Source organism: Halorubrum rarum (assembly GCF_048380895.1).
GTDB lineage: Archaea > Halobacteriota > Halobacteria > Halobacteriales > Haloferacaceae > Halorubrum.
Map to the genome: position 1 here is coordinate 77,356 of NZ_JBLWMN010000011.1, position 26,728 is coordinate 104,083.

Sequence of the window (26,728 nt, forward strand, 5' to 3'; positions counted from 1 at the left end):
CGGCTAAAAGGTCCATAACCAGTTAAGAGCGGCGAGCGAGAGCCATGAGTCTGCTCAAACTGTCTTTTCTCAGTGAGATTCAGTAGAAACCCGCTCATGTCGGCCTATGATCAATAGAGATCGTTTGTTAATAGCTGAACTTGCTGAGAACGAGATAGAGTGCCGTGAGAGAAGGGAGAGTGTCATCGGCCACGAATGTTTATACTGCGAAGATACGAATGTCGTCCCATGGATATTAAGGAGATCTTCGTCGATTTCCGTATACCGTATCTCTTGCAAGTAAAGGACTCGCTCGAAGGAGAATCAGAACCATATCGAGTTGGGTTAGACGGGATTCCAGCAGCTATCTATTTCAAGAAGATTCCAAAGAAGTCAGGAGGTCCCGTTATCGCCGGTCAGATGATTGGAGATCGACTTGGGAATGTATCTGAGACGGCTGTTCGTGTCCACTTTGACGAAAGATTAATTGATGAAATCCCAGAGGAGCGAATTGAAAAATCTCCCCCCGATAGCGTCGTATATCACGGCGGAAGTAACACAGATGACTTTCGTGGTTTCATCGTAGAAGCGGCTGTCACCGCTATAAATCGCTTTCTCAGGGTCTATAAGTATGTTAAAGTGAGCTACTGGATGAGAAATCTCCTTCCCTATGAGATATTCTCATTCGGTATAAAGGAGTTCAAAGAAGATGGCGAAGAGAAGGAAGTGATGTATCACTACTCTAATTCTCCTTTTGAGGGATTCGGATCGACGATTGAGCAAGGGGAAGAAGAGGCAATTCGGGGCTTCTTGAGAACAGAGAAGGAACTACCTCTTTACCAAGAGTTAGAATCAGAAACTCTCAACAAAATATCACTGCGCGAATATAATCTTGCTGTCCTCAACGCTCAGCGCCTTTTCGAGATTTGGGTGAAACATGCTTGTCTCACTCTCTTAGAGCAAGAATATAGCGAGAAGCGTGCGGAAGAACTTATGACTGATGATGGGGAGTATGTCCCATTAGGCCAGGCCTTCAACTACTTCGATCAACATCTCAGTTGTGACTTCAGAACGATGGATGAATATGACCGGTGGAACCGCGCCTACAAACAGATCCGATGTGAAGTTGCTCATGCGGAGTATATGGCCTCGAATCAGGAGGCTAATGAGATGTATGAGGCGTGCCAAGAGTTACAGTTGAAGATCTATGAGGAGTTTGATGAGGAACTGAGGGACACCTCTTTGAAATCAAAGAAAAGAGACGTTCCTAAGAACAGATTCTCGTGACCGTCGGAACCGCTTTGAGATTCCATTGATGTAGTCGCGTCTCTGCTTGACCTTCAGCGACTCATCCTTCCTGACATAGTGCTTATCGAGTACGCCCTGACCAACGTTTATCCTATCCGAGAGGGCCCTGCTAATTCCTGAGAAAGCAGTGAGAGCGATTCTCTGCCATTTTGAGGATCACGCAGACAAAACTTATTGACCGACTCAAACACGGGACGCGCACCTACTCGGAGAAGTGTGATCGACTCAGAGCATGGCGACGCAGGGATTTAATCTCGCGGAGTCTTAGGCCGGATTTTCACAGAGATTATCTGTAACTTCAATCGCTGATGAACTTGTTGTCCCGCCAGTTGACGCCGCCGTCGCCGTCGCCCGCGCCCTGCGGACTCTCGACGACCTCGACGCTCGCGGGTCGCGCTTCACCCTCCACGATCCGCGTCGCCTCGAGTTCGTCGTTCTCCTCGGTGATCGCGGTCAGGGTCCCCTTTTCAGCGCGCGTCGCCAGTTCGCGCAACACCAAGAACATCGGATACTGCAGCGCGGTGTTCTGGAGCACGGTCTCTCGGTCGCCCTTGAAACAGGCGAACTCGACGAGCTCGGAGGGGATCTCCTCCTCCTCGTCGTCCATCCACTGCGGGCCGCCGGCTCGTGGGGGTTCCTCCTCGTACACGCGAGTCTCTGTAACCGACGCTTTCAGCTGTGCGGTCGGTGTGTACTTGCTGATCGTCTCATCGTCGGAGATCGCTTTGATGATGAGGGTGTTGTTTCGACGCGTGATGTCGATGTCGTCGATCTCCGGGGGAAGATCGGGGTCTTCTTCGAAGTACGCCTCTACGTCTTCGAGTGGCAGTTCGAGCGTCGAGTGAAGTCGGAACACACGGCCTGACATTGTTGATAGGGTGGGTTGGTGGGGTCGAACCGGTCGTCGCGACGCGGGCGGAAGCGACTGCACCTACCTTACATAGGGGGTGTGGGCTTATATGGCCTGCCCTTCCGATCTCCACGGGACGATCCGCTCGCGGTCGACGGGTTCGGTCCACGTCACTGCGGGTCGATGCCGGCGAGGGGAGGTCGGTCGTGCCGCGTCCAGGGTACGATATGATGAAGTGGCTTCGGTCGAACGGCTCGGACATGAGTCTCATCGGGTCGCTCGTCGCCTTTCTCGTGAGCCTGTTGGTCGGAGGGCTCGCGATCTTCATCGCTGCCAGCGTCGTCACCGGCACCAAGGAGTACGGTCACGCCGTGTTCACTGCGCTCGTCGGCGCGATCGTCTGGGGTGTCTCAGAGCTGTTGCTGTCGTGGGTGCCAGTCGTCGGAGAGTTCATCCCACTCATCGCGTGGATCTGGGTGATTCGACGCCGCTACGGGACGTCGTGGCTGAACGCCGGGATCATCGGATTCATCGCGTGGGGATCGGCGATCCTCGTGCTTACGGTCCTGCCGTTCGCGGGCGTGACCGACGCGGTCGGCGTCCCGTTCGTGTGAGTCGGGCCGTCGTATGAGCCGGGCCGTCGTATGAGCCACCGCCCCGGATCCCGAGAGCGCGCGTCGCCTCCGCGAGATCACTTATAACCCGAACGGATTCGCCAGCAGCCCCGCGGTGACGATCAGCACCACGGAGAGTGCGGCCGCGCCGTAGAAGAACGGTTTCGCCGCTCGGGCGGGACCCCGGACGTTGCCCGTGTCGAGACCGCGAGTCAGCTTGCCGCCTGCCGCCTCGACGAGTCCCGTGATCAGCAGCCAGAGGACGATCATCGTCAACACGAGGTGACCGGATCCAGTGCCGGTGAGCGTCTCGACGGTGTACACGTTCCCGGCCATGTGGCCGCCGGAGACCACGAACGCGACCGCGGCGATCCGGGTGATCCAGCGCAGGCGGCCGACGACGTGGCCGATGGCGTCCGCGCCGATCTCCCCGCGGGTCGCCGGGGGAAGCACCGCAACGGTCACGAACAGCACGCTGCCGGTCCACAGTATCGCGAATCCGACGTGGAGCGACCACATCACCGCATGGATCAGACTCATACAGCGTTGTCCACCCCGGCGCTCCTTATAAGCAACCGATGTCGGAACGGTCGGGGATCGGCCGGCGATCGAGTCGGCGTCTCGGCCCCGTTCAATCACTCTTAAGGCCGGCGGTCGCCGAGAGCGGGGTATGCAGCCACGGGATCTCTCCACGCACTCGGCGTACGTGCCGGGTCGGGGCATCGAGGAGGTCGCTCGCGACCTCGGACTCGACCCCGACGACCTGATCAAGCTCTCCTCGAACGAGAACCCGCACGGCGCGAGCCCGGACGCCGTCGCCGCGATCCGCGAGCACGCCGACGGGATCAGCGTCTATCCGAAAGCCTCCCACGCCGATCTGACGGCCCGGATCGCCGCGGAGTGGGGCGTCGACCACGAGCAGGTGTGGCTCTCGCCCGGCGCGGACGGCTCGATCGACTACCTCTCCCGCGCCATGCTGGAGCCGGACGATCGGATCCTCGTTCCCGAGCCCGGGTTCGCCTACTACGGGATGTCCTCGCGGTATCACCACGGCGGGGTGAACGCGTACGAGCTCTCCGCGGACGACGACTTCGAGCAGACCGCCGAAACCGTCCTCTCGGCGTACGCGGGCGAGCGGATCGTCTACGTCACGTCACCGCACAACCCGTCCGGATCCGTCATGTCCCTCGACGAGGTACGCGCGCTCGCGGACGCCACGGCCGCCGAGACGCTCGTCGTCGTCGACGAGGCGTACGGGGAGTTCGCGGCGACCGACAGCGCCGTGAGCCTGCTCGAGGACCGCGACGACGTCGCCGTCCTGCGGACGTTCTCGAAGGCGTACGGGCTCGCCGGGCTCCGGGTCGGCTACGCGGTCGTCCCGAACGAGTGGAGCGACGCGTACGCTCGCGTCAACACGCCGTTCGCCGCGAGCGAGCTCGCCTGCCGTGCCGCGCTGGCGGCGCTCGACGACGACGACCACGTCCAAACGTCCGTCGACAGCGCGCGCTGGGCGCGCGAGCACATCGCGAGCGAGCTCGACGCCGACACCTACGACTCCGCCGGTAACTTCGTGCTCGCGGAGGTCGGCGACGCCGAGGCGGTCGCCGAGGCCGCCCAGCGGAACGGGGTCATCGTCCGCGACTGCTCCTCGTTCGGGCTGCCGACCTGCGTGCGGATCTCGACCGGGACCCGCGAGGGGACCCGCGAGGCGGTCGACCGGCTCAACGAGACGCTCGCGGACCTGGACCTCGGTGTTCACGCGTGAGACGGGACGAGGGCGATGCTCGAGACGCGGACCACGCTCGAGACGACGGTGGCGGACGAGGCACCGACGGCGCGCGGACCGTCGCCGACCGCGTCGCGGTCACCGGCACCCCCGGAACCGGCAAGTCGACCGCGACGGCGCTGTTGGTCGACGAGTACGACGTCGTCCACCTCAACGACCTGATCAAGGGGAACGACGAGCTGTGGACGGAGCGCGACGAGGAGCGGGACACCCTCGTCGCGGACCTGGAGGCGATCGCCGAACGCCTCGGCGACTGGTCGGGTGTGCTCGACTCACATCTCGCTCACCGGTTCGAGGCAGACCGCGTGGTCGTGTTACGCTGTCATCCTGACCGGCTAGCACACCGGCTCGTCGAGCGCGGCGAGCCCGAGACGAAGGTGCGGGAGAACGCGGAGTCGGAGGCGCTCGACGTGATCCTCTCGGAGGCGGTCGCCGAACACGGCATGGAGAACGTCTACGAGATCGACACGACCGACGCCGACCCGGACGCCGTCGCCGAGGCGATCCGAGCCGTTATCGAGGGGACCCGCGAGCCGAGCGCGGGGACCGTCGATTTTACCGACTACTTATAAACGGATCCCGGTCACTCGACGACGACCGTTGCGCTCGTGCGGTCCGAGGTGTCCGCCGCGACGAGTTCGTCGACGGTCCGAAACTCCCCGCTCGGCGGGTCCGACCACGTCGCCTCGTACGTCGTCGATGCCCGTAGATCCAGCGTCTCCGTCCCGAGAGCCTGCGTAAACGGCCGTTTATCGCCGTAGCACCAGACGATAGCGCGGTGGTCACCGTCGGGGTCCGCGTCCTGCGTATACGCGGTGAACTCCGCACGTTGGCCGGTCGGAAACGTGAGCGTGGCCGGTCCGTCCTCGGTCCGTCCTCGGTCCGTCCTCGGTCCGTCCTCGATCCATCCGCCGTCCGCGCGGATCCGCACGTCTCCCACCCTTCGGCCGTTAGCGACCACGATCGGGATCCCGACCGTCGATCGAACGGCACCCCTAAGTCGACGGTTCGCGTACCTCGTTCCGTGCAGGTAGTCGGGTACGACACGGGGGTTCCCGGGGATCAAAACGGCATCAGTGGAGACGCCATCGCGGGCGGGTTCTACGTCGCGTCCGACGGAGACGTTGAGTACGTCGACGCGGGTCCGGGAACCGAGCTCGCGTTCGGACTCGGCGACCGCCACTGTGCGGGGACGATCCACGACGGCGAGCACCTCGCCTGCGGGAACGGGGACGCACCGTACTGCGACGCTCACACGGACGTCTGGGTGTGTGCCCGCTGTACCGGGACGTGTCTGAAAGACGAGATGGACTGTCACGACACACATGCGATGTACCTCGCCGCGTTCGCGCCGGACGTGTTCAAGGTCGGCGTGACCCGCGAGTGGCGGCTCGACACCCGGCTCCGCGAGCAGGGCGCGGACCGGGCGGCACACCTCCGAACGTTCCCGGACGGACGGGTCGCCCGCGAGGTCGAGGCGGAGTTGGCGAGCGCGGACGACCTCGTCGGCCGCGTGCGCGTCCCGACGAAGATCGCCGGACTGGGCCGGTCGGTCGACGACGACGCGTGGCGGGCGGTGCTCGACCGGTTCGACCCGATCGAGACGTACGCGTTCGATCACGGGCTCGCGCTCGCGGACCGACCGGTCGCGGAGACGATGGCCGCGGGCGAGGTCCGCGGGTGGACGGGCCGGGTGCTGGTCCTCGACCGCGGCGGCTCGTCGTACGCGGTCGACGCCAGGGACCTCGTCGGTTACGAGCTGACTGACGAGCCGCGCGATCGGGAGCTCCAGTCGAGCCTCGGCGCGTTCGGGTGAGCCACACCTAAGTAGCGACCCGAACAACGGAGCGGTATGTCACCGAGCGTTCTCATGTTAGGATGGGGGTATCCGCCGAACATCACCGGCGGGCTCGACGTCCACGTCGGCGAGCTGTTCTCCGGACTGCGCGACGACCTCGGCGTCGACGCGAAGCTCGTGTTGCCCGCCGAACTCGCCCCGGCGGACGAGCCGGGCGTCGAAGGGGTCGAGACGGGCAAGGGGGACATCGCGACCCGGGTCGGTCGCCTCTCGGACCGGTTCGTCGAACTGGCTCCGGAGTACGACGTCGTCCACACCCACGACTGGTTCGGCTACGGACCGGGTCGGAGCGCCGCGCAGGCGTCGGACGCGACGTGGGTGTCGTCGTTCCACTCCCTGGCGAGCGACCGCAACATCGACCCGCCACAGCGGGAGGTGGAGGCGGAGCGGCGGCTGGCGAACGCCGCCGACTGCAACATCGCGGTCAGCGAGATCGTCCGCGAGGACATTCGCGAACTGTACGACGCCGATTCGCGGGTCGTGTACAACGGGTTCTCGACGCCGGAGTTCTCCGGCACGGACGTGCGTGCGGACCTCGGGATCGACGGCGAGATGCTCTTTTTCGTCGGCCGACACACCGACCAGAAGGGGATCTCGCACCTGCTGTACGCGATGAAGAAGCTCCGGCGGGACGACCCCACGCTCGTCGTCGGCGGGTCCGGTCACCAGACCGAACAGCTGAAGCGGTTCGTCGAGCTGGTCGGCATCGATGACCGCGTCGAGTTCGTCGGCTACGTCCCCGAGGCGGAGCTCGGCGACTACTACGCCGCCGCCGACGCGTTCGTCTCGCCGTCGCTCGCCGAGCCGTTCGGCATCACGATCACGGAGGCGTTGGAGGCCGGGACGCAGGTCGTCTCGACGCGCTGCGGGGCCGCCGAGATCCTGCCGGAGGGCTGTCTCGTCGAGGTGGTTCCGGACTCCGAGTCGATCGTCGACGGGCTCGACGAGGCGCTCGACCGCGAGTCGCTGCCGGAGTACGAGCGCCGGGACTGGTCCGCGGTCGCAGAGGACACCCTCGAGGTGTACGAGGACGTCGCGTAGTCGGCTCGCCGTGTCGTTTCCAGGGGGTCGGTCCGGCTCAGATCTCCCGATACACGTCGATCTCCGTGACGGGCTCGTCGTAGAGGACGCGGAACCCCTCCGCCGTCTCGATGACGCCGCGCGTGCTCTCCGGTGCCTCGCGGTACGGGCTCTCGGTGTCGTCGCTCCGGCTGTAAGCGCTCTGGTACGGGGATCGGTACGTCGACGGCTCGAGGTCCTCGTCGAACCCCTCCGGGGGAAGGAACACTCGCTCCCCGGCCGCCGACCGGGCGACGATGGCGACGTCGCGCGTCCCGTTCACGTCGATCACCGTGCGGTCGTCCGTGACGTGGGTGTCGATGTCGACTGCTGACATGCGGATCGCTCTGTGCGGGAGCCGCTTAGGTGTGCCGACGCGCGGGATAATCGTGGGCAACCTTTTGTGTGGTCGCGTCGAACCTCGGTCCGATGGACGTCAACGACCATGCCGAGGAGCTCGCCTCCGACCTCGGCGTAGACAAAGAGGAGGTCGAGGCCGACCTACGGAACCTACTGGAGTACAGCGTCCCGATCGACGAGGCAAAACAGAGCGTTCGCCGGAAACACGGCGGCGGAGGCGGCGGTTCGTCGCCGACGCCGGACACCGTCGACGTCGGTGAGATAACCACCGACCACGGGAGCGTGACGGTCACCGTCCGGGTGCTCTCCGCGGGGACCCGAACGATCCGCTATCAGGGCGACGACATCACGATCCGGGAGGGTGAGATCGCCGACGACACCGGCGTGATCTCGTACACCGCATGGCAGGATTTCGGCTTCGAGCCGGGCGACTCGCTGACGATCGGCAACGCCGGCGTCCGCGAGTGGGACGGCAGGCCGGAGCTCAACGTAAACGAGTCGACGACCGTCGCGGTCGCCGACGAGACGGTCGCGGTCGACCAAACGATCGGCGGCGACCGGAGCCTCGTCGACATCAGGGCCGGCGACCGCGGCCGAAACGTCGAGGTTCGGATCCTCGAAGCCGAGGAGAAGACGATCTCCGGGCGCGACGGGGAGACCGTGATCCGCGAGGGCGTCCTCGGCGACGAGACCGCGAAGCTCCCCTTCACGGACTGGAACCCCCGCCCCGAGGTCGAGCCCGGGGCCGACCTCCGGATCGAGGACGTGTACGTCCGGGAGTTCCGCGGCGTTCCCTCGATCAACCTCACCGAGTTCACCGAGACCACGCCGCTTCCGGACCCGGTCGAGGTCGCCGAGGACGCGCCCCGACTCTCCGTCGCCGACGCGGTCGGGTCGGGCGGGATGTTCGACGTCGAGGTCGTCGGGAACGTCCTCGAGATCCGGGACGGCTCGGGGCTCATCGAGCGCTGTCCGGAGTGCGGACGGGTCGCACAGGGCGGTCAGTGTCGGAGCCACGGCGAGGTCGACACCGAGGACGACCTCCGGGTGAAAGCGATCCTCGACGACGGCACCGACACGGTCACCGTCGTACTCGACGACGAGCTCACCGCCGAGGTGTACGGCGGCGGCCTGTCGGACGCGCTCGCGGCCGCGAAGGACGCGATGGACAAGGAGGTCGTCGCCGACTCGATCGCGGAGACGCTCGTCGGACGCGCCTACCGCGTTCGGGGGAACCTCTCCGTCGACGACTACGGCGCGAACCTCGACGCCGCGGAGTTCGAGCTCGCCGACGACGATCCGGCCGATGCCGCCCGCGAGGCGCTCGCGGAGGTGGCCGAATGAGCGACGACGGCCCGGGTGCACGGGAGGTCGCCTACCGCCCGTTCGCCGCCGAGTTCGACGACGCGTCACTGTCGTACTCCGAGAGCGACGAGGAGCGAGCCCCGAACTACGTGGTCACGCCGACCGGCGCGCGCGTCAACCGCCTGTTCGTCGCGGGCGTGCTCACCGAGGTCGAGCGGATCAACGACGACACGCGTCGCGGCCGGATCGTCGACCCCTCCGGCGCGTTCGTCACCTACGCCGGTCAGTACCAGCCGGACGCGCAGACGTTCCTCGAGCGCGCGGACCCGCCGACGTTCGTCGCGTTGACGGGGAAGGCCCGGACGTTCGAGCCCGACGACTCCGATCGGGTGTTCACCTCCGTCCGGCCCGAGAGCATCAACGAGGTCGACGCCGACACGCGGGACCGGTGGGTCGTCTCCGCCGCGGCGTCGACGCTCGACCGCCTCGCGGTGTTCCGGCTGGCTCAGGAGTCGGCCCTGCGCGGCGAGGACCTTCGCTATGCCCTGGAGGCCGGTGGTGCACCGGCGTCGATCGCGGCGGGAATCCCTCGTGCACTCGAGCACTACGACACCACGCCTGCGTACGTCGAGGCGATCCGGCGGCTCGCCGTCGACGCCCTCGAACTGATCGCGGGCGACCGCGAGGAGGTCCGACGACCCGACCTCGCGCCGAACGAGGGCGGCGAGGTCACCGTCGGTCCGCTCCCCGAGACGGACGTGACCGTGGAGGCGACGGCGGTCGACGGGGCAGGTGAGACGGACGGTGCGGCGGGCGAGACGCTCGACGACGACGAACCGGATCCCGAGCCCGAGCCGGAGCCGGACTCGGAGACGGAGCCGGAGCCTGAGCCCGAACCCAAATCGGAGCCGGAGCCTGAGCCGGAACCGGAGCCGGAGCCGGAGCCTGAGCCCGAGCCCGACTCAGAGCCCGAGCAGGGAGACGAAGCCACGTCCGACGCCGGCTCCTCCGTCCCCGAGCAGGAGCCGACGGGGTCACCGGAAGCCGGCGACGACGTCGGTCTCGGTGACTTCGACGACACGGGGGAGACGGGGGATGCGAACGATGCGGACGACGCGGAGGCGACCCTCTCGGGCGAGATGTACGAGATGGACGACGACGAGCGCGAGGAGATCGAATCGGAGTTCGGGACGGAGTTCTCGACGGGGTCCGAGGTCGACGACCCCGGCGAAGCCGACATCGACGCGCCCGGTCCCGAGTCGGTGCCCGAGGACGACGCCGGCACCGACGCGGACGAACCGGTCGAGGGCGACGACCCCGCTGCGTCCGGGTCCGCGGGCGACGAAACGGACGCCGGCGACGAAGCGAGCGAGCCCGCCGACGACATCGATCTCGAAACGGTCGTCGTCGAGACGATGGAGTCGCTGGACGACGGCGACGGGGCGGCTCACGACGCGGTCGTCGACGCGGTCGTCGCCGAGTACGGTGCGGACGCGAGCGACGTGGCGGGGGCCATCGAGGACGCGCTGATGGGCGGGAAGTGTTACGAGCCGAGCGACGGCGTGTTGAAAGCGATCTGATGGCGCGCGTCGAGCCGGTCGTCGGCGAACCGGCCGCGGTCGCGGATCTCGGCGACGAACGCGCGCTGCTCGTCGCCGACGTCCACGCCGGCATCGAGATCGGGCTCCGATACGAGCGCGGCGTCGATCTCGACCCGCGGGACGGCGAGCGACGCGACCGGATCCACCGGCTGCTCGGGGAGACGGACGCCGACCGACTCGTCGTGCTCGGCGACCTCGCCCATCGGATCGCGGCCCCCGAGGGCGACGAGCGCGCCGAGTTGACGGCGCTCATCGAGAGCGTGACCGAACGCGTCCCGATGACGCTCGTCGAGGGGAACCACGACGCGGGCGTCGCGGAGGCGTTCGCGGACGACCTCGACGTCGTCGGTCCGGCCGGCGGGATTCTCGGCGGGGCGTCCGCCGACGGTGACGGCGACGAGTCCGGGGGCGTCGGGATCGTTCACGGCCATACGTGGCCGGCCCCGGAGGTCGTGGCCGCGGACGTGGTCTGTCTGGGTCACGAACACCCGCAGGTCCGACTGTCCGACGCGGTCGGCGGCTCCCGCGTCGAGCGCGCGTGGCTGCGTGGACCGGCGGACGCGTCGGTGTTCGCCGACCACGCGAGCGCCGAGGGGGACGAACACCCCGCCGTCGGTGCGCGCGAAGCCGCCGCCCGCGATCCGCCCGAACTCGTCGTGTTCCCGGCGTTCAACGAGCGCTCCGGCGGGACGTGGATCAACGTCGACGGGCAGTCGTTCCTCTCGCCGTTCCTCCCCGAAGGGCTCGCGTCCGGTGACGCGTACCTGCTGGACGGGACGCGGCTCGGCGCGTTCCGGCGCGTGTGAGCGCGTCCGCCGTCGACCCGTCGTTCTCGTCGGTGATAGCCGCGGCCGTGGGTTTAACTCGGCGGGAGGCGGACGCCGTCGTATGATCGAGGTACGGGAGCTGGAGAAGACGTACGGCGACTTCTCGGCCGTCGTCGACAGCAGCTTCTCCGTCGACGACGGAGAGGTGTTCGGCATCGTCGGCCCGAACGGGGCCGGCAAGACGACGACGCTGAAGACGCTCGCCGGCCTCATCGAGCCCACGTCCGGTGAGGCCCGCGTCGCCGGCTACGACTCCTCGGACCCGGAGATGCGCCGACAACTCGGCTTTCTCCCGGAGGAGTCGCCGCTGTACGAGGAGATGACGCCCCTGTCGTACCTCGGATTCTTCGCGGACCTGTACGACGTCCCGAACGACGTCGCCGCCGAACGGATCGAGACGGCGCTCGACCGGCTCGAACTCGGCCACCGCGAGCGCCGCCTCGGCGACATGTCGAAGGGGATGAAACGCAAGGTCGCGATCGCGCGGTCGCTCGTCAACGACCCCGACGTGCTCGTCTACGACGAGCCGGCCTCCGGACTGGATCCGCTGACGACCAACGCCGTGCTGGCGTTCACTCGCGAACTCAGCGCGGCGGGAAAGACGGTCGTGTTCTCCGCGCACAACCTGTATCACGTCGAGTCGGTGTGCGACCGCGTCGTCATCATGAACGAGGGGCGGATCGTCGCCCGCGGCACCGTCGACGGAATCCGCGAGCGCCACGGCGAGACGACGTATCACGTGTTCACCGACGTCCCGGTGTCGCTCGCCGCGGACGACGCGGTCGACCCCGGTGCTGAGCCGCGAGCCGCCGTCGCCTCCGAGGAGGTCGGCGACCGACACCGAACGGTCGTGCCCGCGATGGACGCCGTCGAGCGCGTCCGCGAGACCGCCGCCGCCGCGGGCGGTGAGGTCGTCGACATTCGGACGCGAGAGCCGAGTCTGGAGGACGTGTTTCTCGACGTCGTCGGCCGACCCATGCCCGGACGTCGGACGGGTGACGCGGACGCTCCACCCGGCGTCGAGGAGGAAGGCGAGTGAGAGACCGGCTCCGGAACGTCCTGCGCGTCGCTCGCTGGGAGGCGTCGGGGGTCACGGGTGGGCTCGACCGGCGGACCGCGGTCGCCGCCCTCGCGATCCTCGCGGTCGCGGGAGCGATCGTCGGCGTCGGGCTCGCGGCCGGCGTCGCCGGGCTCGACGTCGACCGCGACATCTACCGGGTCGGCGTCGACGACGACTCCCCGTACGCCGAGGCGGTGGCCGACGAGCCCGCGCTCACGCCGGTGCCGGCGGCGGGAGCCGAACTCGGCGACGACGTCGATCTCCTCGTCGTGCACGGCGACCGAGACGCCGTCCACGTTCGGGCGACGGACACGCAGAAAGGGGAGGCCGCGGCCGCGGAGTTCCGCGAGGCCGTCGAGGCTCACAACGAGCGACTGCTCGCCGCCGAGACGAACGGGACGGCCGCGTTCCCGGTCACGGTCACGCTCCGGTACGTCGATCGGACCGGCGGCGTCACCGGGGAGGCGACGCTCGGTGGCGACGAAGACACGACCGCCTCGGACGACCGCTCCGACGGTGACGCGATCGATCGAGACGACGGGAACGACGAGACATCCGACGGGGACGGTGAGACATCCGACGGGGACGGTGAGACATCCGACGGGGACGGAGCCGATCTCGACGGTGGCTCTGACGGGACCGGTGGGGGAGACGCCGAGGGCGATGACGGCGGCTTCGCGGTCCCGTCGATCGGCGGCGGCGCGTTCGGGGCCGAGTCGGTCGGTTCGCCGGGTGGGATCACCCCGCCCTTCCCGTTCGTCTCGCTCGTGTTGGCGTTCGCGTTCCTCGTTCCGATGAACGTCCTCATCCAGGCGTACGGCTCGTCGGTGCTCAACGAGCGCATCAACCGGCGCGGCGAGCTCCTCTTGGTGTCGCCGCTCGCACCGGTCGACATCGTCGTCGGGAAGACGCTGCCGTACGTCGCGGCCGCGGTCGCGGTGACGACGCTGATCGCGCTCCTGGTCGGCGGTGGGATCGTCTCCGTGCTGGCGATCCTTCCGATCGCCGTCGCGTTCCTCGCGGCGACGTTCGTCGGCGCGATGTTCGCGCGGTCGTTCAAGGAGCTCACGTTCGTCACCGTCGCGGTGAGCGTGTTCCTCACGACGTACGCGTTCGTCCCCGCGGTGTTCACGAACGTGACGCCCGTCGCGCTGGTCTCGCCGCTGACGCTCGTCGTGTTCGACCTGCAGGGAGAGATGGTTTCGGTCGGGCAGTTCCTCTTCTCGACCGGACCGCCCCTCGTGAGTGCGGGGCTGCTGTTCGTGCTCGGACTCGGCGTCTACCGCGAGGAGGACATGTTCACCCAGAAGCCGGTCCCGCGGAAGTTCCTCGACTCGCTTGCGGTGCGGCTCTCCGCGATCCCGGTCGCGAACGACACTGCTCGCCGTCCCCGGATCCGCGCGCTCGGCGCGGTCGCAGCGCTCACGGCGTGTACGATCCCGTTCGTGTTCGTCGCCGAGCTGTTGGCGGTCGCCGTCCTCTTCGCGCTGCCGGTGACCGTCTCGATCCCGGTGTTGCTCGTGACGATCGCGTTCATCGAGGAGCTCGCGAAGAGCGTCCACCTGTACGCCGGTTTCGAGCGCGACGTGTTCGCACGGACCGATCGCGTCGCCGTCGCGGTCGGGCTCGCGTCCGGGCTCGGCTTCTTCCTCGCGGAGAAGGCGACCGCGGTCGTGCAGGCAGTGGGGCTCACGGAGCTGTACGTTGGCCGGGCGGCGTTCGGCTCGGTCGCCGGGCTCGGCGATCTCTCGCCGCTCGTCGCCGTCGGACTCCTCCTCGCGCCGCTCGCGCTCCACGGGTTCGCCACCGTCGTCGCCGCGGTCGGCGCGAGCCGGAGCCGAGCGTACTACGCCGTCACGCTCGCGTTGGCGACGCTGATCCACGCGGCGTACAACGTGGGGGTGGTGAGTCTCCATGGATAGCCGACTGACGATCGCGAAACGAGAGCTCGCCGGGCTCCGCACCGAGAAGACGATCCTGCTTGCGATCGGGATCCAGCTGTTCATCGCCGCGTTCTCCTCGTTTCTCGTCGTCGGGCTCGTCTCGATGTACGACCCGGCCGGGGTCGCGGGCGCGGAGATCGAGGTCGCGGGCGCGGGCGACGCGGTCGCCGATCTCGAACGCGCGGCCGACGAAGTGCCCGGGACGTCGGTAACGCGGTACGAGGAGCCACGGGCGGCTCGTGAGGCGTTCGATCGCAGCGCCGCCGACGCGGTTGTGGTGGCACAGCACGACGACGGCGGCGGGATATCGGTGACGGCGACCGTTCCGGACTCGAACGTGGAGACGACGGTGATCGTCGTTCAGCTCCGGGAGCTACTCACGACGTACGAGCGCGCCGAGCGGGCCGACCGCGCCGCGTTCGTGAGCGAGCAGCCGCTTCCGCTTCCCGACCGGACCGGGTCGAGCCCCTACTTCGCGTTCACGTACACCGTTCTGATCCCCCTCCTCGTCTTCCTGCCCGTGTTCATCTCCGGCTCGATCGCGGTCGACTCGATCACCGAGGAGATCGACCGAGGGACCTTGGAGCTGCTCCGGGTCACACCCGTGACGCTGCCGGAGATCGTCGACGGGAAGGCGCTCGCCGCGGTCGCGATCGCGCCCGGACAGGCGCTGCTGTGGCTGCTCCTGCTGGAGGCGAACGGGACCCCGGTCGCGAACGTCGGCTCGATCCTCCTCCTGATGACGGCGTTCACGGCGATCGTCGTCGGTGTCGCGACCGCGATCGCGCTGGTCGCGCCGGACCGACGGGCCGCACAGCTGCTGTACTCGATCGCCGTTCTCGCGCTGTTCGGCGGTGCGACCGCTATGGCCGGCGGCCCGACGAACGCGGTCGCCCGGCTCGCTATCGACAGCGCCGACGCCGCGATCTCGCTCACCGTCGCCGTCTACGTCGCCATCGCGGTCGCGACGTACCTCGGCGTCCGTCGGTTCGTCGCCGAGACGGACGTCGACGAGATCGGGTGAGTTCGACGCACGGGTGGTTTTTGTTCCACGGCCCGAACGACACCGCATGAGTGCGCTTCGAGCCGCACGCCACTACACTCGGTACGCCGACTCCTACGACCGGATCGCCACCGACACGCCGCTCGTGGCCGGGCTCCGCGAGCGGATCGTCGACGCTCTCGATCCCGGCCGCGGCGACGTCGTCGTCGAGATGGGGTGTGGCACCGGATCGAACCTCCCCTACCTCCGGGATCGCGTCGGTCCCGAGGGAACCGTGATCGGCCTCGACGTCTCGTCCGGGGTCGTCGCTCGGGCACGCGACCGTATCGCGGCCGCGGGCTGGGGGAACGTCCACGTCGCTCTCGCGGACGCGGCCGCTCCACCGGTCGCGTTCGCCGATCTCCCGCGGACGATCGCTCCCGCGGGCGAGGTCGACGCGGTTCTCGCGACGTTCGTCACCGGCATGTTCGACGACCCTGCCGCGGTCGTCGACGACTGGTGTCGGATCGTGGCTGGGAGAGACGAGACGAACGCGGACGACGGCCGCGTCTGCGTGGCGGGGTTCGCTCGCAGCACACACACGATCGGTCGATGCCTCAATCCCGCTTTCGCGGGTCTCGTCCGGCTCGGAACGCCTCCGGGCCGCGGTCGCGGGCGTCCGGAGTCGCCGGTCGAACTACTCGACGAACGTGCACTGGCTGCCCACGAGCGCGTCCACGAGCGGTGTCGTGACGCGCGGACGGAGCGTGCGCTCGTCGGGTTCGCACGGATCACCGCCGGAACGGTGGATGGACGGTGAGACGCGTCGAACCCGTGCCGCTCCGTGGCGGCGTGCCCGGTTCCTTATTACCGTGCCCCGCCACGCTTAGGTAACGAATGCGTCGTCGTCGTCTCCTCTCGACCGCCGGGACCATCGCGTCGACCGCGCTCGCCGGCTGTTCGGCCCCAGTCCTCGGTCCCGACGACGAGGACGATACCCGGGACGATGACGGGCCGCCCGCGCGGGTCGTCGAGAGCGAACTCGTCCGCGAGCACGTCGGAACCGACGAGGAGACGGTCGCCGTCGAGGGAATCGTCGAGCGGACGCGCGACGAGGCGATCACGTACCTCGAGGTTCGCGTCGAGTTCTACGGCGACGACGAGGAGGTACTGGACACCACCGTCGAACACCTCGACGACGTGACCGAGGGCGACCGCTGGCCGTTCACCGTCGTGTTCTCCGGCGTCGGCGAGGCGGCTGCACGGGTCACCGACTACGACGTGGAGGTCGTCAGGAACCCGTAAATGTCCCCGAGCGACGAGACGGAGCCGTCCGATGAGTCAGCGTCGTCGGAGCCGGATCGGCCGGAGTCAGATCGGCCGGAGTCAGATCGGCCGGAGTCAGATCGGCCGGAGCCGGATCGGCCGGAACCGGACCGGCCGGAGCCGGACGATCGGTCCGACGAGACGATGGCAGAACAGGGCGGGATCACCTTCGGCGGGGAGATAATCAAGAAGGCGTTCGGCTTCCTCGTCGTCGCGCTCATTACGCGGCTGGTGAGCCCCGGCGTGTACGGACTGTTCGTGCTGGCGACCTCGGTGTTACACCTCCTTCAAGTGTTCGCGAGCGCCGGGCTCCACCGCGCCATCGACTACTTCGTCCCGCAGTACCTCGCCCGCGACGAACCCGGAAAGGCCCGCGGCGTCACGCTGCAGGTGTTCGGGCTCCTCCTCGTTACCTCGTTGGCCACGGGAACGGCGATGTACGTCGGCGCGGACTTCCTCGCGGCGCTGTTCGGCGAGCCCGCGCTCGCGACCGCGCTCCGGATGCTCGCGATCGCGCTCCCGCTTCTGGCCGTGTTCAACGGGCTGCTCGCTGCCTACGCCGGGATCAAGCGCCTCAAGTATCGGGTGTACGTCCGCGACGTCACCCGACCGACGGTCCGGCTGCTCGCCACCGCGACCCTGCTTATCGCCGGCTACGGGCTCCTCGGCGTCGTCGGCGGGTACGTGATCGGGCTGGGCGTCTCGATCACGCTCGGGGTCGTGCTCCTCGTCCGCCACGACGCACTGAAAGGGGCTCGGACGGCGTGGACCTCGTTCCGCGAGGTGCTCTGGTACGGCGTGCCGCTCGCGCTCGCGGGCGTCATCTACGTCGTGATGGGACAGGTCGACTACTTCGTCGTCGGCTACTTCCTCTCGTCGGCGGACGTCGGGATCTATCGCGTCGGCTACATGCTCGCGGCGAACCTGCTCGTGTTCTTCTCCTCGCTGGCCCCGATCTTCAAGCCGCTGATCGCGGAGGAGCGCCGGGACGGGAACGCGGTCGAACAGCGCTATCGGACGGCGACCCGATGGGTGCTCGGACTCTCCCTCCCGTTCGCCGCGATCCTCGTGCTCGGCGCGGAGGTGTACCTCTCGATCGTGTTCACGCCCCAGTACGCCGTCGCCAGCGGCGTCGTCCTCGCGTTGGTCGTCGGGTACCTCATCAGCATCGCCGCGGGCGGCCCGGACGGCGCACTCCTCCAGGGGCTCGGCTACTCCCGGCTCGTGTTTATCAACTCAGGGATCCTGCTCGTCGCCAACGTCGTCTTCAGCGTCCTGCTCGTCCCGCGATACGGCATCCTCGGTGCGGGGCTCGGCACGATGCTCGCGCTGTCGCTGTCGGGGGTCGCGGCGCTGGCGGAGGTGTACTACTACCGCCGGATCCATCCGTTCTCGCCCGCGCTGGGCCGCGTGATCGCCGCGTGGCTCCCCGCGCTCGCCGCGGGATGGGTCGTCGTCCGGCTGGTCCCCGATCGGTTCGTGGTCGCTGTCGTGCTCCCGATCGTCGTCCTCTCAGCGTACGTCGTCGCGGGCCGGGCGGTCGGTGCGGTCACGCCCGAGGACGTCCGGGTCGCGGAGTCGGTCGCCCCCGAACCGATCGTGGCGCGGCTCCGACGGACGGCCGATATCGACGATTGAGGCGGTCGATATGGACGGTTGAGGCGGTCGATGTCGGCGATCGAGGCGGCCGATGTCGGCGACCGAGGCGGCCGATGTCGGCGACCGAGGCGGCCGATGTCGGCGATCGACCCGCCGATCCACGCTGCTGGCGGACCGAAACCGCAGGTGGTATGTCGCTCAAACCGCTTCGTAGTGACGAGATGACACGGGTGAGCGTTATCGGCTGTGGAAACATGGGTGGGGCCCTCGTGAAGGGCCTCGGACGGACCGGTCGGCATCACGTGACGGCGATCGACCTCGATCCAGAGGCGCTCGCGGCGCTCGCGGACGACGCCTCGGAGACGACCGACGACGTCGCGGCCGCGAAACGGGACGACGTCGTCGTACTCGCGGTCAAGCCGACCGTCGCGGAGGCGGTGCTGTCCGATCTCGACCTCTCGTCGGACCAGACTCTCGTCACGCTGGCGGCCGGCGTCCCGCGTTCGTTCGCGGCCGCGCGGACGGACGCGACGGTCGTCAGGATCATGCCGAACCTCGCGGCCGAGACCGGAGACATGGCCGCGGCGGCGACGACCGAGGGACTCACCGACGAGGTCCGGGACCTGCTCGACGACGTCGGCGAGTTCGTCGAGGTCGACGAGGAGCTGATGGACGTCTCGACCGCGGTCAACGGGAGCGGTCCCGCGTTCGCGTTCTACCTCATCGACGCCATGAAGGAGGCCGGCGTTGAGGGCGGACTCGACCCCGAACAGGCGGAGACGCTGGCCGCACAGACGTTTAAAGGTGCGGCCGAGACGGTGCTTCGCGACGACCGGAGCGTCGACGAGCTGATCGACGCCGTCTGCTCGCCGAACGGGACGACCATCGAAGGGATGGACGTCCTGTGGGACAGCGACGCCGACGAGGCGGTCGTCGACGCCGTCGCCGCGGCGAAGCGCCGCTCTGCGGAACTGGCGGAGGCCTTCGAGGATGAGTGAGTCGGGAGCCGCCGACGCGAGCGACGCCGTCGCAGCGGTCGACTCGGGGACCGAACGCCGGGCGAGAGAGCGTGCCGCAAGCGCACAGCGAGTGCTCGTCAAGGCCGGGACGAACTCCCTCACCGACGACGACTCGCGGCTCGACCGCGTCAAGCTCGACAAGCTCGTCGCGGACATCATGGACCTCCGGGACCGCGACAAGGACGTCGTGTTGGTGTCCTCGGGTGCGGTCGGGGCCGGAATCGGCCGGATCAACCAGAGCGACGAACCGCCCGTGGCGGGCGAGACTCGAGAGACGATAGAGGAGACGCAGGCGCTGTCGACAGTCGGTCAGAGTCATCTGATGCGCCACTACACGCAGAGCTTCGACCGCTACGACCAGACGGTCGCACAGATCCTCCTGACCGGACAGGACCTCGACACTCCCGAGCGGTTCCGGAACTTCCGGAACACGATCGAGACGCTCCTCGAGTGGGACGTCGTCCCGATCATCAACGAGAACGACGCGGTCGGGATCGACGAGCTCCAGATCGGCGACAACGACATGCTGTCGGCGTCGATCGCGACCGGGCTCGATGTCGACCTCCTCACCACGCTGACGGACGTCGACGGCGTGTACACGGGGAACCCGAAACGCGACGCCGACGCCGAGCTGATCGGCGTGGTGAACACGAACGACGACACGATCGAGCGGATAGTCTCGGAGAGCACGACCGCGGCGTTCGGCGGCATCCGAACCAAAGTCGAAGGCGCTCGCGACGTGAGCGCACACGGGATCCCGGCGATCATCGCCGGGTCGGCCGAGACGAACGTATTGAAGCGGATCGCGAGCGGGGAGCCCGTAGGGACGCTGTTCGTCCCGGCGAGCGAGGACTCCGCGGGATCGGACGCCACGAAACGCACGGAAGACACGGAGACCACCCATGACTGACACCGATCACGACACCGACACGGAGGTCGAAGCGAACGACACCGTCGCGGACGACACCGACGCACAGGTCAGGGCGGCCCGACGCGCCGCGTTGCGCCTCGCGAACGTCGACGAGGAGACGCGGAACGCGGCGCTGAACGCGATCGCCGACGCGATCCGCGACCACGAGGCTGAGATCCTCGCCGCCAACGCCGAGGACGTCGCGGAGGCGGAGGAGATGCTCGCTCGCGGCGAGTACACGGAGGCGCTCGTCGATCGCCTGAAGCTCGACGCGACGAAGGTGGAGAGCATCGCGGGGATGGTCGAATCCGTCGCCGAACAGGAGGACCCGCTCGGCGAGACGCTGGCGGCACGCGAGCTCGACGAGGGCCTCGAACTGTACCGGGTCGCCGTACCCATCGGCGTCGTGGCGACCGTCTTCGAGTCGCGACCGGACGCGCTGGTCCAGATCGCGGCGCTCGCGTTGAAGTCGGGGAACGCGGTCATCCTCAAGGGCGGTAGCGAGGCGAGCGCGTCCAATCGGGTCCTCTACGAGACCGTTCGAGAGGCGGTCGCCGACGTCGCATCGGACGTCGACGGGGACGGACCAAGCGACGTCGCATCGGGCGGCGACGGGGGCGGGCCAAGCGACGGCGTTCCCGGCGGTTGGGCGCAGTTGATCGAGGCCCACGAGGCGGTCGACCGCCTGTTGGAACTGGACGATCTGGTCGATCTGGTGATGCCGAGAGGCTCCTCGGAGTTCGTCTCGTACATCCAGGACAACACGCAGATCCCCGTGTTGGGCCACACGGAGGGAATCTGTCACGTGTACGTCGACCGTGACGCCGACCTCCCGACCGCCGAGGACGTCGCCCTCGACGCGAAGGTCCAGTACCCGGCCGTCTGTAACGCGGTCGAGACGCTCCTCGTCGACGAGGCGGTCGCCGAGGCGTTCCTCCCCGGCGTCGTGGAGCGGTACGAGTCGGAGGGCGTCGAACTCCGTGGCGACGAGCGTACCCGCGACATCGTCGACGTCGGTGCGGCGACGGCCGACGATTGGACGACCGAGTACGGCGACCTCGAACTGTCGATCAAGGTCGTCGACGGCGTGTACGAGGCGGTCGAGCACGTCAACGAGAACGGCTCGAAACACACCGAGTCGATCCTCACCGAGGACGCGGAGACGGCCGAGACGTTCATGACCGGCGTCGACGCCGCCAGCGTGTTCCACAACGCCTCAACGCGGTTCGCGGACGGCTACCGCTACGGCCTCGGGGCCGAGGTCGGCATCTCGACCGGGAAGATCCACGCTCGCGGTCCGGTCGGGCTCGCGGGGCTGACGACGTATAAATACTACCTGGAGGGCGACGGTCACCTCGTCGCCACGTACGCGGGCGACGACGCGAAGCCGTTCACGCACCGCGAGTTCGACGGCGCGTGGACGCCCGGACGCCGATCGGAGCGCTAGCGAACCGGGCAGAGTCGAACCCGCTCCGGCGACCGACACGGACGCCCGGATGGACTCGGAGAACGCGGGGTCGATCCATGTCCGCGGTCGTTCACAGATGTTTCGACGTGATCGAGTGGCGCGTCCGACGAACGGTTATCGGACGTTCACGGCCGCTGACGGACGTTCATGGATCCTCGAGAGGTGTGCCGCCGGGAACCGAACCGTTAACTACTCGCACGACACATGTTCAGATCAAGCGGTTCTGTCGCGGGCGTCGACAGCAACTTTTAAAAGGCGCGGTGACAAGTTAACATATGCCATGATAGATCGACTTGAGAAGGAAGTAGACATGCTGGAACGGCACTTACAGGTGCTGAGAATGGTCATCGAGAACGAACCGATCGGTATCGTGAAGATGTCGAACGAGACCGGCTACCCGCATCACAAGGTTCGATACTCGCTCCGCGTCCTCGAGGAGGAGAACCTCATCGAGCCGTCGAGCCAGGGAGCGATCACGACGGAGCGCACCCACGAGTTCGTCGACGAACTCGACGATAAGCTCGATGAAACGATCGACAAGCTCGGGACGATGCGGATCGACGACGCCGCCGAAGTGGAGAACTGAGCCTTTTCGCTTGCGTTTCGCTGCTGTGTCCTGCCGTTCGTGTTCTCGTTTCGACTCCGAGACGATGATGGTCCGGAATCGACTTACGATGGCTTGCTCGACGGTTCACCGAGATCGTCGATGAGTAACGCGACGCGTACACCCATCCCTCTCTCGGAGACTCCGCGCTACCGTTTCAGTTGAAAAGGGGACCGGGACGGCTTGAAAAGATCGCAGTGGGTGAGTTTCACACCCCGTTCGGGTGGTGTGCCAGTACCCGGTTACCCGAGGAGGTACTGGAGTTTGGGGTAGCGTTCGACGAGGGGTTGGCCGCCGACGTCGAGGCGTTCGATGTAGGCGTCGACGCCGAGGATGCGGCCCGCGCCGAAGGCGGCGACCGTGAGGAACACGATCGCGTAGATGAGCGTCGAGTCGAACAGCGCGAGCAGTTCGCCCTCCCAGCCGCCGAGGTAGAACATGAGCATCTGGAGCGCGCCGCCGAGCGCGGCGAGTCGGACGAACGCGCCCGCGATGAGCGCGACGCCGATGAGCACCTGCGTGATGGGGATGACGACGTTGATGATCTCCATGAGCAGCGGGCTGCCGGCCATGGCGGCGAACAGGCCGCTCACCGGACTGGCCGAATCCACGCCGTGGACCAAGTACCCGCTCGCATCGAACGGCCATCCCTGCACCTTCCCGATGCCCGCAAAGAGGATCATCCCGCCGATCAGCGCCCGCAACGCGACGATGAACAGCGCCGACAGCGAGTGGGCCTCTCCCCGCAGCGATACGCCACCGAACTCCCCGCCGAACTCGTTTCGTGCTTTCGTTGACATTGTGTCTCCCTCTACCTGAACGAACGACCCCAGTGAAGGTATAAACCCCACCAGATTCCAGAGATCGGAGAAACACTCGCCCGACAGCCTTGATAGTTCAGCTGTTTATAAGTGCCCTTCGCGGAGACGCCCGGAGAACCGACGCCTAACGTCGGCTCTCTTCTCAGTCGGTTCGTTCGGTCTCGGTCTCGGGGTCGTCGACTCCCGTCGTCTCCGCCTCGGTCCTCTCGCCCTCCGTCGACGTCTCGGCGTCGTCGCCTCGCTCGCTCGCCTCCTTTCTGGCCCGGTCCGCGGCGAGCTCGCGGTCGATGTCGTCCTCGACGTAGCCCATCGACTCGACCGTGACGACGTTGCCGCCGCCGGGGTCCACGACCATCACCTCCTCGCCCTCCTCGATCGTTCCCTCGAGCGACCGCGCGGAGTAGTACGGATTGAACCCCCCGCCCTGTAGCTTCACCTCGCCACCGCTCACGGTCACGGTTTCGGTGACCGTCCCCAGCTTCCCTTTTAACGAGTCGCGGTCGCTCGTCTGTTGTTGTCCCTTGCCGCCGTACAGGTCGAACTCGTGGTAGCCGTAGAACGCAGCCGCACCGAACACGAGCGTGAACACGCCCATCAGGAGGATGAGAAGCGTTCCGGCGACGCCGAGCGCCGCCAGTGCGAGTCCCGTGAGCCCGGCCCCGATCAGCGCGATCCCGACCACGATGAAGTTCGCTCCGGGCGCGATCGCCTCGGCCATCGACAACAGTAGTCCCGCCGTTAAAAGGAGCAAGGGGAGGGTCTCGGGACCGAACAGGTCCGCCTGCAGGAACACGTCCATACCGCCCCCTACGGCTTCGGCCGGAATAAGTTGTGGTACGATCCGAGTGTTCAACGCCGACCACGGCTGTGGCGGTCCCTCTTAAAAGCGGTCCCTTTTAAAATCCGAACAGGAGCACACCGACGGTGAGCGCGACCCCGAGCACGACGAAGACGGCGTGTTCGGGTACGATCGTTCCGGGCTCGATCGGCTCCGTCTCGGGGGTCGCGGTGTCCTCCGTCACCCCGTCGGGGCCGACGTCGTCGACGCCGAAGCGCCACTCGCGCTCGTCGTCCGCGTCGTCGGCATCCCGAACCTCGTTCGCCCGACTGCGGGTGTCGTCGCTGCTCATGCACGTCGGTAGGGGAGTCGGCGATAAATGGCTGGCGGGTAGGGCGGCTATCCCGGCACTCGGTGCACGTGATGGTTCCGGTGCGCGCGGCGGCATCAGGTTCGCGTGGCGGCGCTCGCGGCTCTATCGGCGGTTCGCGTGCGTGATGTCACCCTCGTAGACGACGCCGCGCTCGCCGTCGACGGTGAGGACGGTCCCGTCGGCGACAGCGTCCGGAAGCGCCGCCCCCGAGACCATCGGTACGCCGAGCTCGCGGGCGACGACGGCCGGATAGCCGGTCATTCCGGGCCGGGCGTCCATCACGCCCGCGATCCGACCGAGGTCCCCGTCGAACTCCCCGTCGAACTCGGCATCGAGCGCGACGATCGACCCGTCCGGAACCGCCGAGAGGTCGCCATCGGTCGTTCGGTGAACCGGTGCGGCGACACGACCGGCCACCGCACCCTTCCCCGTGACGATCGTCTCGGCGGCGACATGGACCTTGAGGGTGTTCGTCGTGTTCGTCCCCTCAAGCTCCGTCATCATCCCGGAGAGGACGACGAGAGTGTCGCCGGATTCCGCGCCGCCGGCGTCGAAGGCGGCGTCGACCGCGTTGTCGAGGACGGCCTCCATGTCGCGTGCGTACTCGGTCGTGACCGGCTGGACGCCCCACGACAGCGCGAGCTGGCGGTACACGCGCTCGTTCGGTGTGGTGGCGACGACCGGGACGCCCGGCCGGAACATCGCCGTCTTCCGGGCGGTGTAGCCGGACTCGGAAACGGCAACGACCGCGGACGCGCCGATGTCACGCGCGAGGTACCGCGCCGACCGCGCGAGCGCCTCCGTCCGCGACTCGTCGTTCGCGGGCGGGACGCGCTGTTCGCGTGTCTCGGCGTACTCCTCGCTGGATTCGATCTCGCGGACGATCCGGTCCATCGTCTCGACGACGTTCGTGGGGTCGTCGCCGATGGCGGTCTCTCCGGAGAGCATCACCGCGTCGGTCCCGTCGAGGACCGCGTTGGCGACGTCCGACGCCTCCGCACGGGTCGGCCGCCGCGAGTGGACCATCGAGTCGAGCATCTCCGTCGCCGTGATCACCGGGACGCCCGCGTTGACGCACTTGCGGATGATCCGCTTTTGGATCATGGGGACGTCCTCCAAGGGACACTCCACGCCCAGATCACCGCGAGCGACCATCACGCCGTCGGCGGCGGCGATGATTCCGTCGAGGTTGTCGACCGCGCCGGCCCGCTCGATCTTCGCGATGACCGGGATGTCGTCGCCGCCGTACTCCTCTAACCGATCCGCGATCCGGTAGACGTCGGCGGCGTCCCGGACGAACGAGGCGGCGACGAAGTCCGCCTCGGCACGGGCCGCGAGCCGGAGCTCGTCCTCATCACCCGACGTGATCAGATCGACGTCGATGTCGACGCCCGGGAGGTTGACGCCCTTTCGGGACCCGAGCGTCCCGCCGGACAGCACGGTGGCGACGACGCCCTCCTCGGAGACACGCTCGACGCGGCACTCGATCCGGCCGTCGTCGAGGAGGACGACGTCCCCCGGTTCGGTCGCCTCGATCGAATGGGTGAGTCCCACGCGGTCAGGCGTCGCGGTGTCGTCCGCCACGAACAGGACCTCGCTGTCGGCGTCGAGGTGGATCGACTCGTCTATCTCGGCGGTTCGGATCTCAGGACCTTTTAAATCGACCATCACCGCGAGCGGCTCGTCGATCGCGTCGTCGACCGCCCGGACGCGTTCGATGACCGTCTCACGGTGGTCGGTCGTCCCGTGGCTGGCGTTGAGTCGGACGACGGACATCCCCGCGTCGGCGAGGGATCGGATCGATTCTCGGTCGTCGGACGCTGGACCCAGCGTACAGACGATCTTGGCGTTGCGCATACCGTCGACTTCGACGGAGAGACGCAAAAAGTGATACGGTTGAGTCGAACCCGAGTGAACGTTTCAACGGGCCCACGAACGGAGCCCGAACGATGCGAGCGAGCCGATACGGTCCAACCGATCGATGCGGTCCGAGCGAGTCCACGACGACATGCACTTCGGGCTCTGTTGGACTGCTCAACACCTCATACATCTGGTTCCGACCGCGATCAGTACGGACACAGCAGCGATCGATATCGGGAGTTGGTGTTGCAGTTCGCCGGTCGTGATATAGTATTTAAACGGCCGTGAGCGACGTCGATGGTTATTTATAAAGAACGCATGCGGTGGCGTCGCCGGCGCGACGCGCCGGCTGCAAGCGAGAGCCTCGCTCTCGCCCTGTGCGCCCGTGAGCGGCCGTCAGGCCGCGAACGGCCTCGCGCGAGGGAGTCAGGGGCGGTC

Annotated in this window: 27 protein-coding genes; 19 read left to right on the forward strand and 8 right to left on the reverse strand. The window is 67.3% G+C overall.

Annotated features, from left to right (window positions below; all coding sequences use genetic code 11):
* Positions 1-228 precede the first annotated feature (228 nt).
* Positions 229-1,266, forward strand: a complete 1,038-nt coding sequence (locus ACNSN7_RS10245; RefSeq protein ID WP_418282181.1) for a hypothetical protein — start codon at positions 229-231, stop codon at positions 1,264-1,266.
* 319 nt (positions 1,267-1,585) lie between these two features.
* On the opposite strand, the gene ACNSN7_RS10250 is transcribed toward ACNSN7_RS10245, so the two are convergent.
* Positions 1,586-2,155 carry a DUF7110 family protein gene (locus ACNSN7_RS10250; protein ID WP_418282182.1) on the reverse strand — a complete coding sequence of 190 codons (570 nt, stop codon included), beginning with the start codon at positions 2,153-2,155 and terminating at the stop codon, positions 1,586-1,588.
* A gap of 242 nt (positions 2,156-2,397) precedes the next feature.
* On the opposite strand from ACNSN7_RS10250, the gene ACNSN7_RS10255 reads away from it, so the two are divergent.
* Positions 2,398-2,751: a hypothetical protein gene (locus tag ACNSN7_RS10255; protein WP_418282183.1), complete on the forward strand. Its 354-nt coding sequence runs from the start codon at positions 2,398-2,400 to the stop codon at positions 2,749-2,751.
* Positions 2,752-2,832: 81 nt separating this feature from the next.
* On the opposite strand, the gene ACNSN7_RS10260 is transcribed toward ACNSN7_RS10255, so the two are convergent.
* The gene (locus ACNSN7_RS10260; protein WP_418282184.1) at positions 2,833-3,291 is read right to left on the reverse strand and encodes a transporter; all 459 of its coding nucleotides are present in this window, start codon (positions 3,289-3,291) and stop codon (positions 2,833-2,835) included.
* A gap of 130 nt (positions 3,292-3,421) precedes the next feature.
* On the opposite strand from ACNSN7_RS10260, the gene hisC reads away from it, so the two are divergent.
* Both hisC and ACNSN7_RS10270 read left to right on the forward strand, forming a co-directional pair.
* Positions 3,422-4,516: a histidinol-phosphate transaminase gene (gene hisC / locus ACNSN7_RS10265; RefSeq protein ID WP_418282185.1), complete on the forward strand. Its 1,095-nt coding sequence runs from the start codon at positions 3,422-3,424 to the stop codon at positions 4,514-4,516.
* Positions 4,513-5,109 (forward strand): adenylate kinase family protein, encoded by a 597-nt coding sequence (locus ACNSN7_RS10270; RefSeq protein ID WP_418282186.1) that lies wholly within the window; start codon positions 4,513-4,515, stop codon positions 5,107-5,109. The genes hisC and ACNSN7_RS10270 overlap by 4 nt, the downstream gene beginning before the upstream one ends.
* 11 nt (positions 5,110-5,120) lie before the next feature.
* Here ACNSN7_RS10270 and ACNSN7_RS10275 read toward each other — a convergent pair whose 3' ends face one another.
* A complete protein-coding gene (locus ACNSN7_RS10275; RefSeq protein ID WP_418282187.1) occupies positions 5,121-5,477 on the reverse strand; it encodes a BsuPI-related putative proteinase inhibitor in 357 nt (118 codons plus the stop codon).
* A gap of 84 nt (positions 5,478-5,561) precedes the next feature.
* On the opposite strand from ACNSN7_RS10275, the gene ACNSN7_RS10280 reads away from it, so the two are divergent.
* Entirely contained in the window at positions 5,562-6,353 is a 792-nt protein-coding gene (locus ACNSN7_RS10280) for a DUF2797 domain-containing protein (RefSeq protein ID WP_418282188.1), read from the forward strand.
* 54 nt (positions 6,354-6,407) lie between these two features.
* Positions 6,408-7,436: a glycosyltransferase family 4 protein gene (locus tag ACNSN7_RS10285; RefSeq protein WP_418282208.1), complete on the forward strand. Its 1,029-nt coding sequence runs from the start codon at positions 6,408-6,410 to the stop codon at positions 7,434-7,436.
* A gap of 37 nt (positions 7,437-7,473) precedes the next feature.
* Here the strand turns inward: ACNSN7_RS10285 and ACNSN7_RS10290 are convergent, their stop codons facing one another.
* A complete protein-coding gene (locus ACNSN7_RS10290; protein WP_418282189.1) occupies positions 7,474-7,791 on the reverse strand; it encodes a DUF7510 family protein in 318 nt (105 codons plus the stop codon).
* A gap of 92 nt (positions 7,792-7,883) precedes the next feature.
* Between ACNSN7_RS10290 and ACNSN7_RS10295 the strand changes: the two genes are divergently transcribed.
* The 13 genes from ACNSN7_RS10295 to ACNSN7_RS10355 all read left to right on the forward strand — a co-directional run bounded on the left by ACNSN7_RS10295 (position 7,884) and on the right by ACNSN7_RS10355 (position 22,440).
* Complete coding sequence (locus tag ACNSN7_RS10295; protein ID WP_418282190.1) at positions 7,884-9,158, forward strand: Single-stranded DNA binding protein; 1,275 nt, start codon at positions 7,884-7,886, stop codon at positions 9,156-9,158.
* The gene (locus ACNSN7_RS10300; protein WP_418282191.1) at positions 9,155-10,699 is read left to right on the forward strand and encodes a hypothetical protein; all 1,545 of its coding nucleotides are present in this window, start codon (positions 9,155-9,157) and stop codon (positions 10,697-10,699) included. The genes ACNSN7_RS10295 and ACNSN7_RS10300 overlap by 4 nt, the downstream gene beginning before the upstream one ends.
* Positions 10,699-11,526, forward strand: a complete 828-nt coding sequence (locus tag ACNSN7_RS10305) for a metallophosphoesterase (RefSeq protein ID WP_418282192.1) — start codon at positions 10,699-10,701, stop codon at positions 11,524-11,526. Before ACNSN7_RS10300 ends, ACNSN7_RS10305 begins: the two co-directional genes overlap by 1 nt.
* 82 nt (positions 11,527-11,608) lie before the next feature.
* On the forward strand, positions 11,609-12,586 hold the full coding sequence (locus tag ACNSN7_RS10310; protein WP_418282193.1) for an ABC transporter ATP-binding protein: 978 nt from the start codon (positions 11,609-11,611) through the stop codon (positions 12,584-12,586).
* Positions 12,583-14,529 carry an ABC transporter permease gene (locus ACNSN7_RS10315; RefSeq protein ID WP_418282194.1) on the forward strand — a complete coding sequence of 649 codons (1,947 nt, stop codon included), beginning with the start codon at positions 12,583-12,585 and terminating at the stop codon, positions 14,527-14,529. Before ACNSN7_RS10310 ends, ACNSN7_RS10315 begins: the two co-directional genes overlap by 4 nt.
* The gene (locus tag ACNSN7_RS10320; RefSeq protein WP_418282195.1) at positions 14,522-15,574 is read left to right on the forward strand and encodes an ABC transporter permease; all 1,053 of its coding nucleotides are present in this window, start codon (positions 14,522-14,524) and stop codon (positions 15,572-15,574) included. The genes ACNSN7_RS10315 and ACNSN7_RS10320 overlap by 8 nt, the downstream gene beginning before the upstream one ends.
* Before the next feature lie 46 nt (positions 15,575-15,620).
* Positions 15,621-16,352 carry a class I SAM-dependent methyltransferase gene (locus ACNSN7_RS10325; RefSeq protein ID WP_418282196.1) on the forward strand — a complete coding sequence of 244 codons (732 nt, stop codon included), beginning with the start codon at positions 15,621-15,623 and terminating at the stop codon, positions 16,350-16,352.
* A 77-nt stretch (positions 16,353-16,429) separates the two neighbouring features.
* Positions 16,430-16,837, forward strand: coding sequence for an FxLYD domain-containing protein (locus ACNSN7_RS10330; protein ID WP_418282197.1), 408 nt, complete (start codon positions 16,430-16,432; stop codon positions 16,835-16,837).
* Positions 16,838-18,496, forward strand: a complete 1,659-nt coding sequence (locus tag ACNSN7_RS10335) for a flippase (RefSeq protein WP_418282198.1) — start codon at positions 16,838-16,840, stop codon at positions 18,494-18,496. It begins immediately after the preceding gene.
* Positions 18,497-18,678: 182 nt separating this feature from the next.
* Complete coding sequence (proC, locus tag ACNSN7_RS10340; protein WP_418282209.1) at positions 18,679-19,455, forward strand: pyrroline-5-carboxylate reductase; 777 nt, start codon at positions 18,679-18,681, stop codon at positions 19,453-19,455.
* On the forward strand, positions 19,448-20,386 hold the full coding sequence (gene proB / locus ACNSN7_RS10345) for a glutamate 5-kinase (protein WP_418282200.1): 939 nt from the start codon (positions 19,448-19,450) through the stop codon (positions 20,384-20,386). Before proC ends, proB begins: the two co-directional genes overlap by 8 nt.
* Positions 20,379-21,833, forward strand: a complete 1,455-nt coding sequence (locus tag ACNSN7_RS10350; protein WP_418282201.1) for a glutamate-5-semialdehyde dehydrogenase — start codon at positions 20,379-20,381, stop codon at positions 21,831-21,833. The genes proB and ACNSN7_RS10350 overlap by 8 nt, the downstream gene beginning before the upstream one ends.
* A gap of 301 nt (positions 21,834-22,134) precedes the next feature.
* Positions 22,135-22,440 (forward strand): hypothetical protein, encoded by a 306-nt coding sequence (locus ACNSN7_RS10355; protein WP_418282202.1) that lies wholly within the window; start codon positions 22,135-22,137, stop codon positions 22,438-22,440.
* Between the two features lie 260 nt (positions 22,441-22,700).
* On the opposite strand, the gene ACNSN7_RS10360 is transcribed toward ACNSN7_RS10355, so the two are convergent.
* From ACNSN7_RS10360 to pyk, 4 genes are all read right to left on the reverse strand, one after another.
* Positions 22,701-23,258 carry a DoxX family protein gene (locus ACNSN7_RS10360; RefSeq protein WP_418282203.1) on the reverse strand — a complete coding sequence of 186 codons (558 nt, stop codon included), beginning with the start codon at positions 23,256-23,258 and terminating at the stop codon, positions 22,701-22,703.
* Positions 23,259-23,421: 163 nt separating this feature from the next.
* The gene (locus ACNSN7_RS10365; RefSeq protein ID WP_418282204.1) at positions 23,422-24,078 is read right to left on the reverse strand and encodes an NfeD family protein; all 657 of its coding nucleotides are present in this window, start codon (positions 24,076-24,078) and stop codon (positions 23,422-23,424) included.
* A 97-nt stretch (positions 24,079-24,175) separates the two neighbouring features.
* Positions 24,176-24,409 carry a DUF7312 domain-containing protein gene (locus tag ACNSN7_RS10370; protein ID WP_418282205.1) on the reverse strand — a complete coding sequence of 78 codons (234 nt, stop codon included), beginning with the start codon at positions 24,407-24,409 and terminating at the stop codon, positions 24,176-24,178.
* Positions 24,410-24,532: 123 nt separating this feature from the next.
* Positions 24,533-26,287 carry a pyruvate kinase gene (pyk, locus tag ACNSN7_RS10375; RefSeq protein WP_418282206.1) on the reverse strand — a complete coding sequence of 585 codons (1,755 nt, stop codon included), beginning with the start codon at positions 26,285-26,287 and terminating at the stop codon, positions 24,533-24,535.
* Positions 26,288-26,728 lie beyond the last annotated feature (441 nt).

Excerpts from the sequence above, each read along its gene's own strand:
- ACNSN7_RS10245 (WP_418282181.1), top strand. The coding sequence starts at position 229 with ATGGATATTAAGGAGATCTTCGTCGATTTCCGTATACCGTATCTCTTG.
- ACNSN7_RS10250 (WP_418282182.1), bottom strand. The coding sequence starts at position 2,155 with ATGTCAGGCCGTGTGTTCCGACTTCACTCGACGCTCGAACTGCCACTC.
- ACNSN7_RS10255 (WP_418282183.1), top strand. The coding sequence starts at position 2,398 with ATGAGTCTCATCGGGTCGCTCGTCGCCTTTCTCGTGAGCCTGTTGGTC.
- ACNSN7_RS10260 (WP_418282184.1), bottom strand. The coding sequence starts at position 3,291 with ATGAGTCTGATCCATGCGGTGATGTGGTCGCTCCACGTCGGATTCGCG.
- hisC (WP_418282185.1), top strand. The coding sequence starts at position 3,422 with ATGCAGCCACGGGATCTCTCCACGCACTCGGCGTACGTGCCGGGTCGG.
- ACNSN7_RS10285 (WP_418282208.1), top strand. The coding sequence starts at position 6,408 with ATGTTAGGATGGGGGTATCCGCCGAACATCACCGGCGGGCTCGACGTC.
- ACNSN7_RS10290 (WP_418282189.1), bottom strand. The coding sequence starts at position 7,791 with ATGTCAGCAGTCGACATCGACACCCACGTCACGGACGACCGCACGGTG.
- ACNSN7_RS10295 (WP_418282190.1), top strand. The coding sequence starts at position 7,884 with ATGGACGTCAACGACCATGCCGAGGAGCTCGCCTCCGACCTCGGCGTA.
- ACNSN7_RS10300 (WP_418282191.1), top strand. The coding sequence starts at position 9,155 with ATGAGCGACGACGGCCCGGGTGCACGGGAGGTCGCCTACCGCCCGTTC.
- ACNSN7_RS10305 (WP_418282192.1), top strand. The coding sequence starts at position 10,699 with ATGGCGCGCGTCGAGCCGGTCGTCGGCGAACCGGCCGCGGTCGCGGAT.
- ACNSN7_RS10310 (WP_418282193.1), top strand. The coding sequence starts at position 11,609 with ATGATCGAGGTACGGGAGCTGGAGAAGACGTACGGCGACTTCTCGGCC.
- ACNSN7_RS10320 (WP_418282195.1), top strand. The coding sequence starts at position 14,522 with ATGGATAGCCGACTGACGATCGCGAAACGAGAGCTCGCCGGGCTCCGC.
- ACNSN7_RS10325 (WP_418282196.1), top strand. The coding sequence starts at position 15,621 with ATGAGTGCGCTTCGAGCCGCACGCCACTACACTCGGTACGCCGACTCC.
- ACNSN7_RS10330 (WP_418282197.1), top strand. The coding sequence starts at position 16,430 with ATGCGTCGTCGTCGTCTCCTCTCGACCGCCGGGACCATCGCGTCGACC.
- ACNSN7_RS10335 (WP_418282198.1), top strand. The coding sequence starts at position 16,838 with ATGTCCCCGAGCGACGAGACGGAGCCGTCCGATGAGTCAGCGTCGTCG.
- proC (WP_418282209.1), top strand. The coding sequence starts at position 18,679 with ATGACACGGGTGAGCGTTATCGGCTGTGGAAACATGGGTGGGGCCCTC.
- proB (WP_418282200.1), top strand. The coding sequence starts at position 19,448 with ATGAGTGAGTCGGGAGCCGCCGACGCGAGCGACGCCGTCGCAGCGGTC.
- ACNSN7_RS10350 (WP_418282201.1), top strand. The coding sequence starts at position 20,379 with ATGACTGACACCGATCACGACACCGACACGGAGGTCGAAGCGAACGAC.
- ACNSN7_RS10355 (WP_418282202.1), top strand. The coding sequence starts at position 22,135 with ATGATAGATCGACTTGAGAAGGAAGTAGACATGCTGGAACGGCACTTA.
- ACNSN7_RS10360 (WP_418282203.1), bottom strand. The coding sequence starts at position 23,258 with ATGTCAACGAAAGCACGAAACGAGTTCGGCGGGGAGTTCGGTGGCGTA.
- ACNSN7_RS10365 (WP_418282204.1), bottom strand. The coding sequence starts at position 24,078 with ATGGACGTGTTCCTGCAGGCGGACCTGTTCGGTCCCGAGACCCTCCCC.
- ACNSN7_RS10370 (WP_418282205.1), bottom strand. The coding sequence starts at position 24,409 with ATGAGCAGCGACGACACCCGCAGTCGGGCGAACGAGGTTCGGGATGCC.
- pyk (WP_418282206.1), bottom strand. The coding sequence starts at position 26,287 with ATGCGCAACGCCAAGATCGTCTGTACGCTGGGTCCAGCGTCCGACGAC.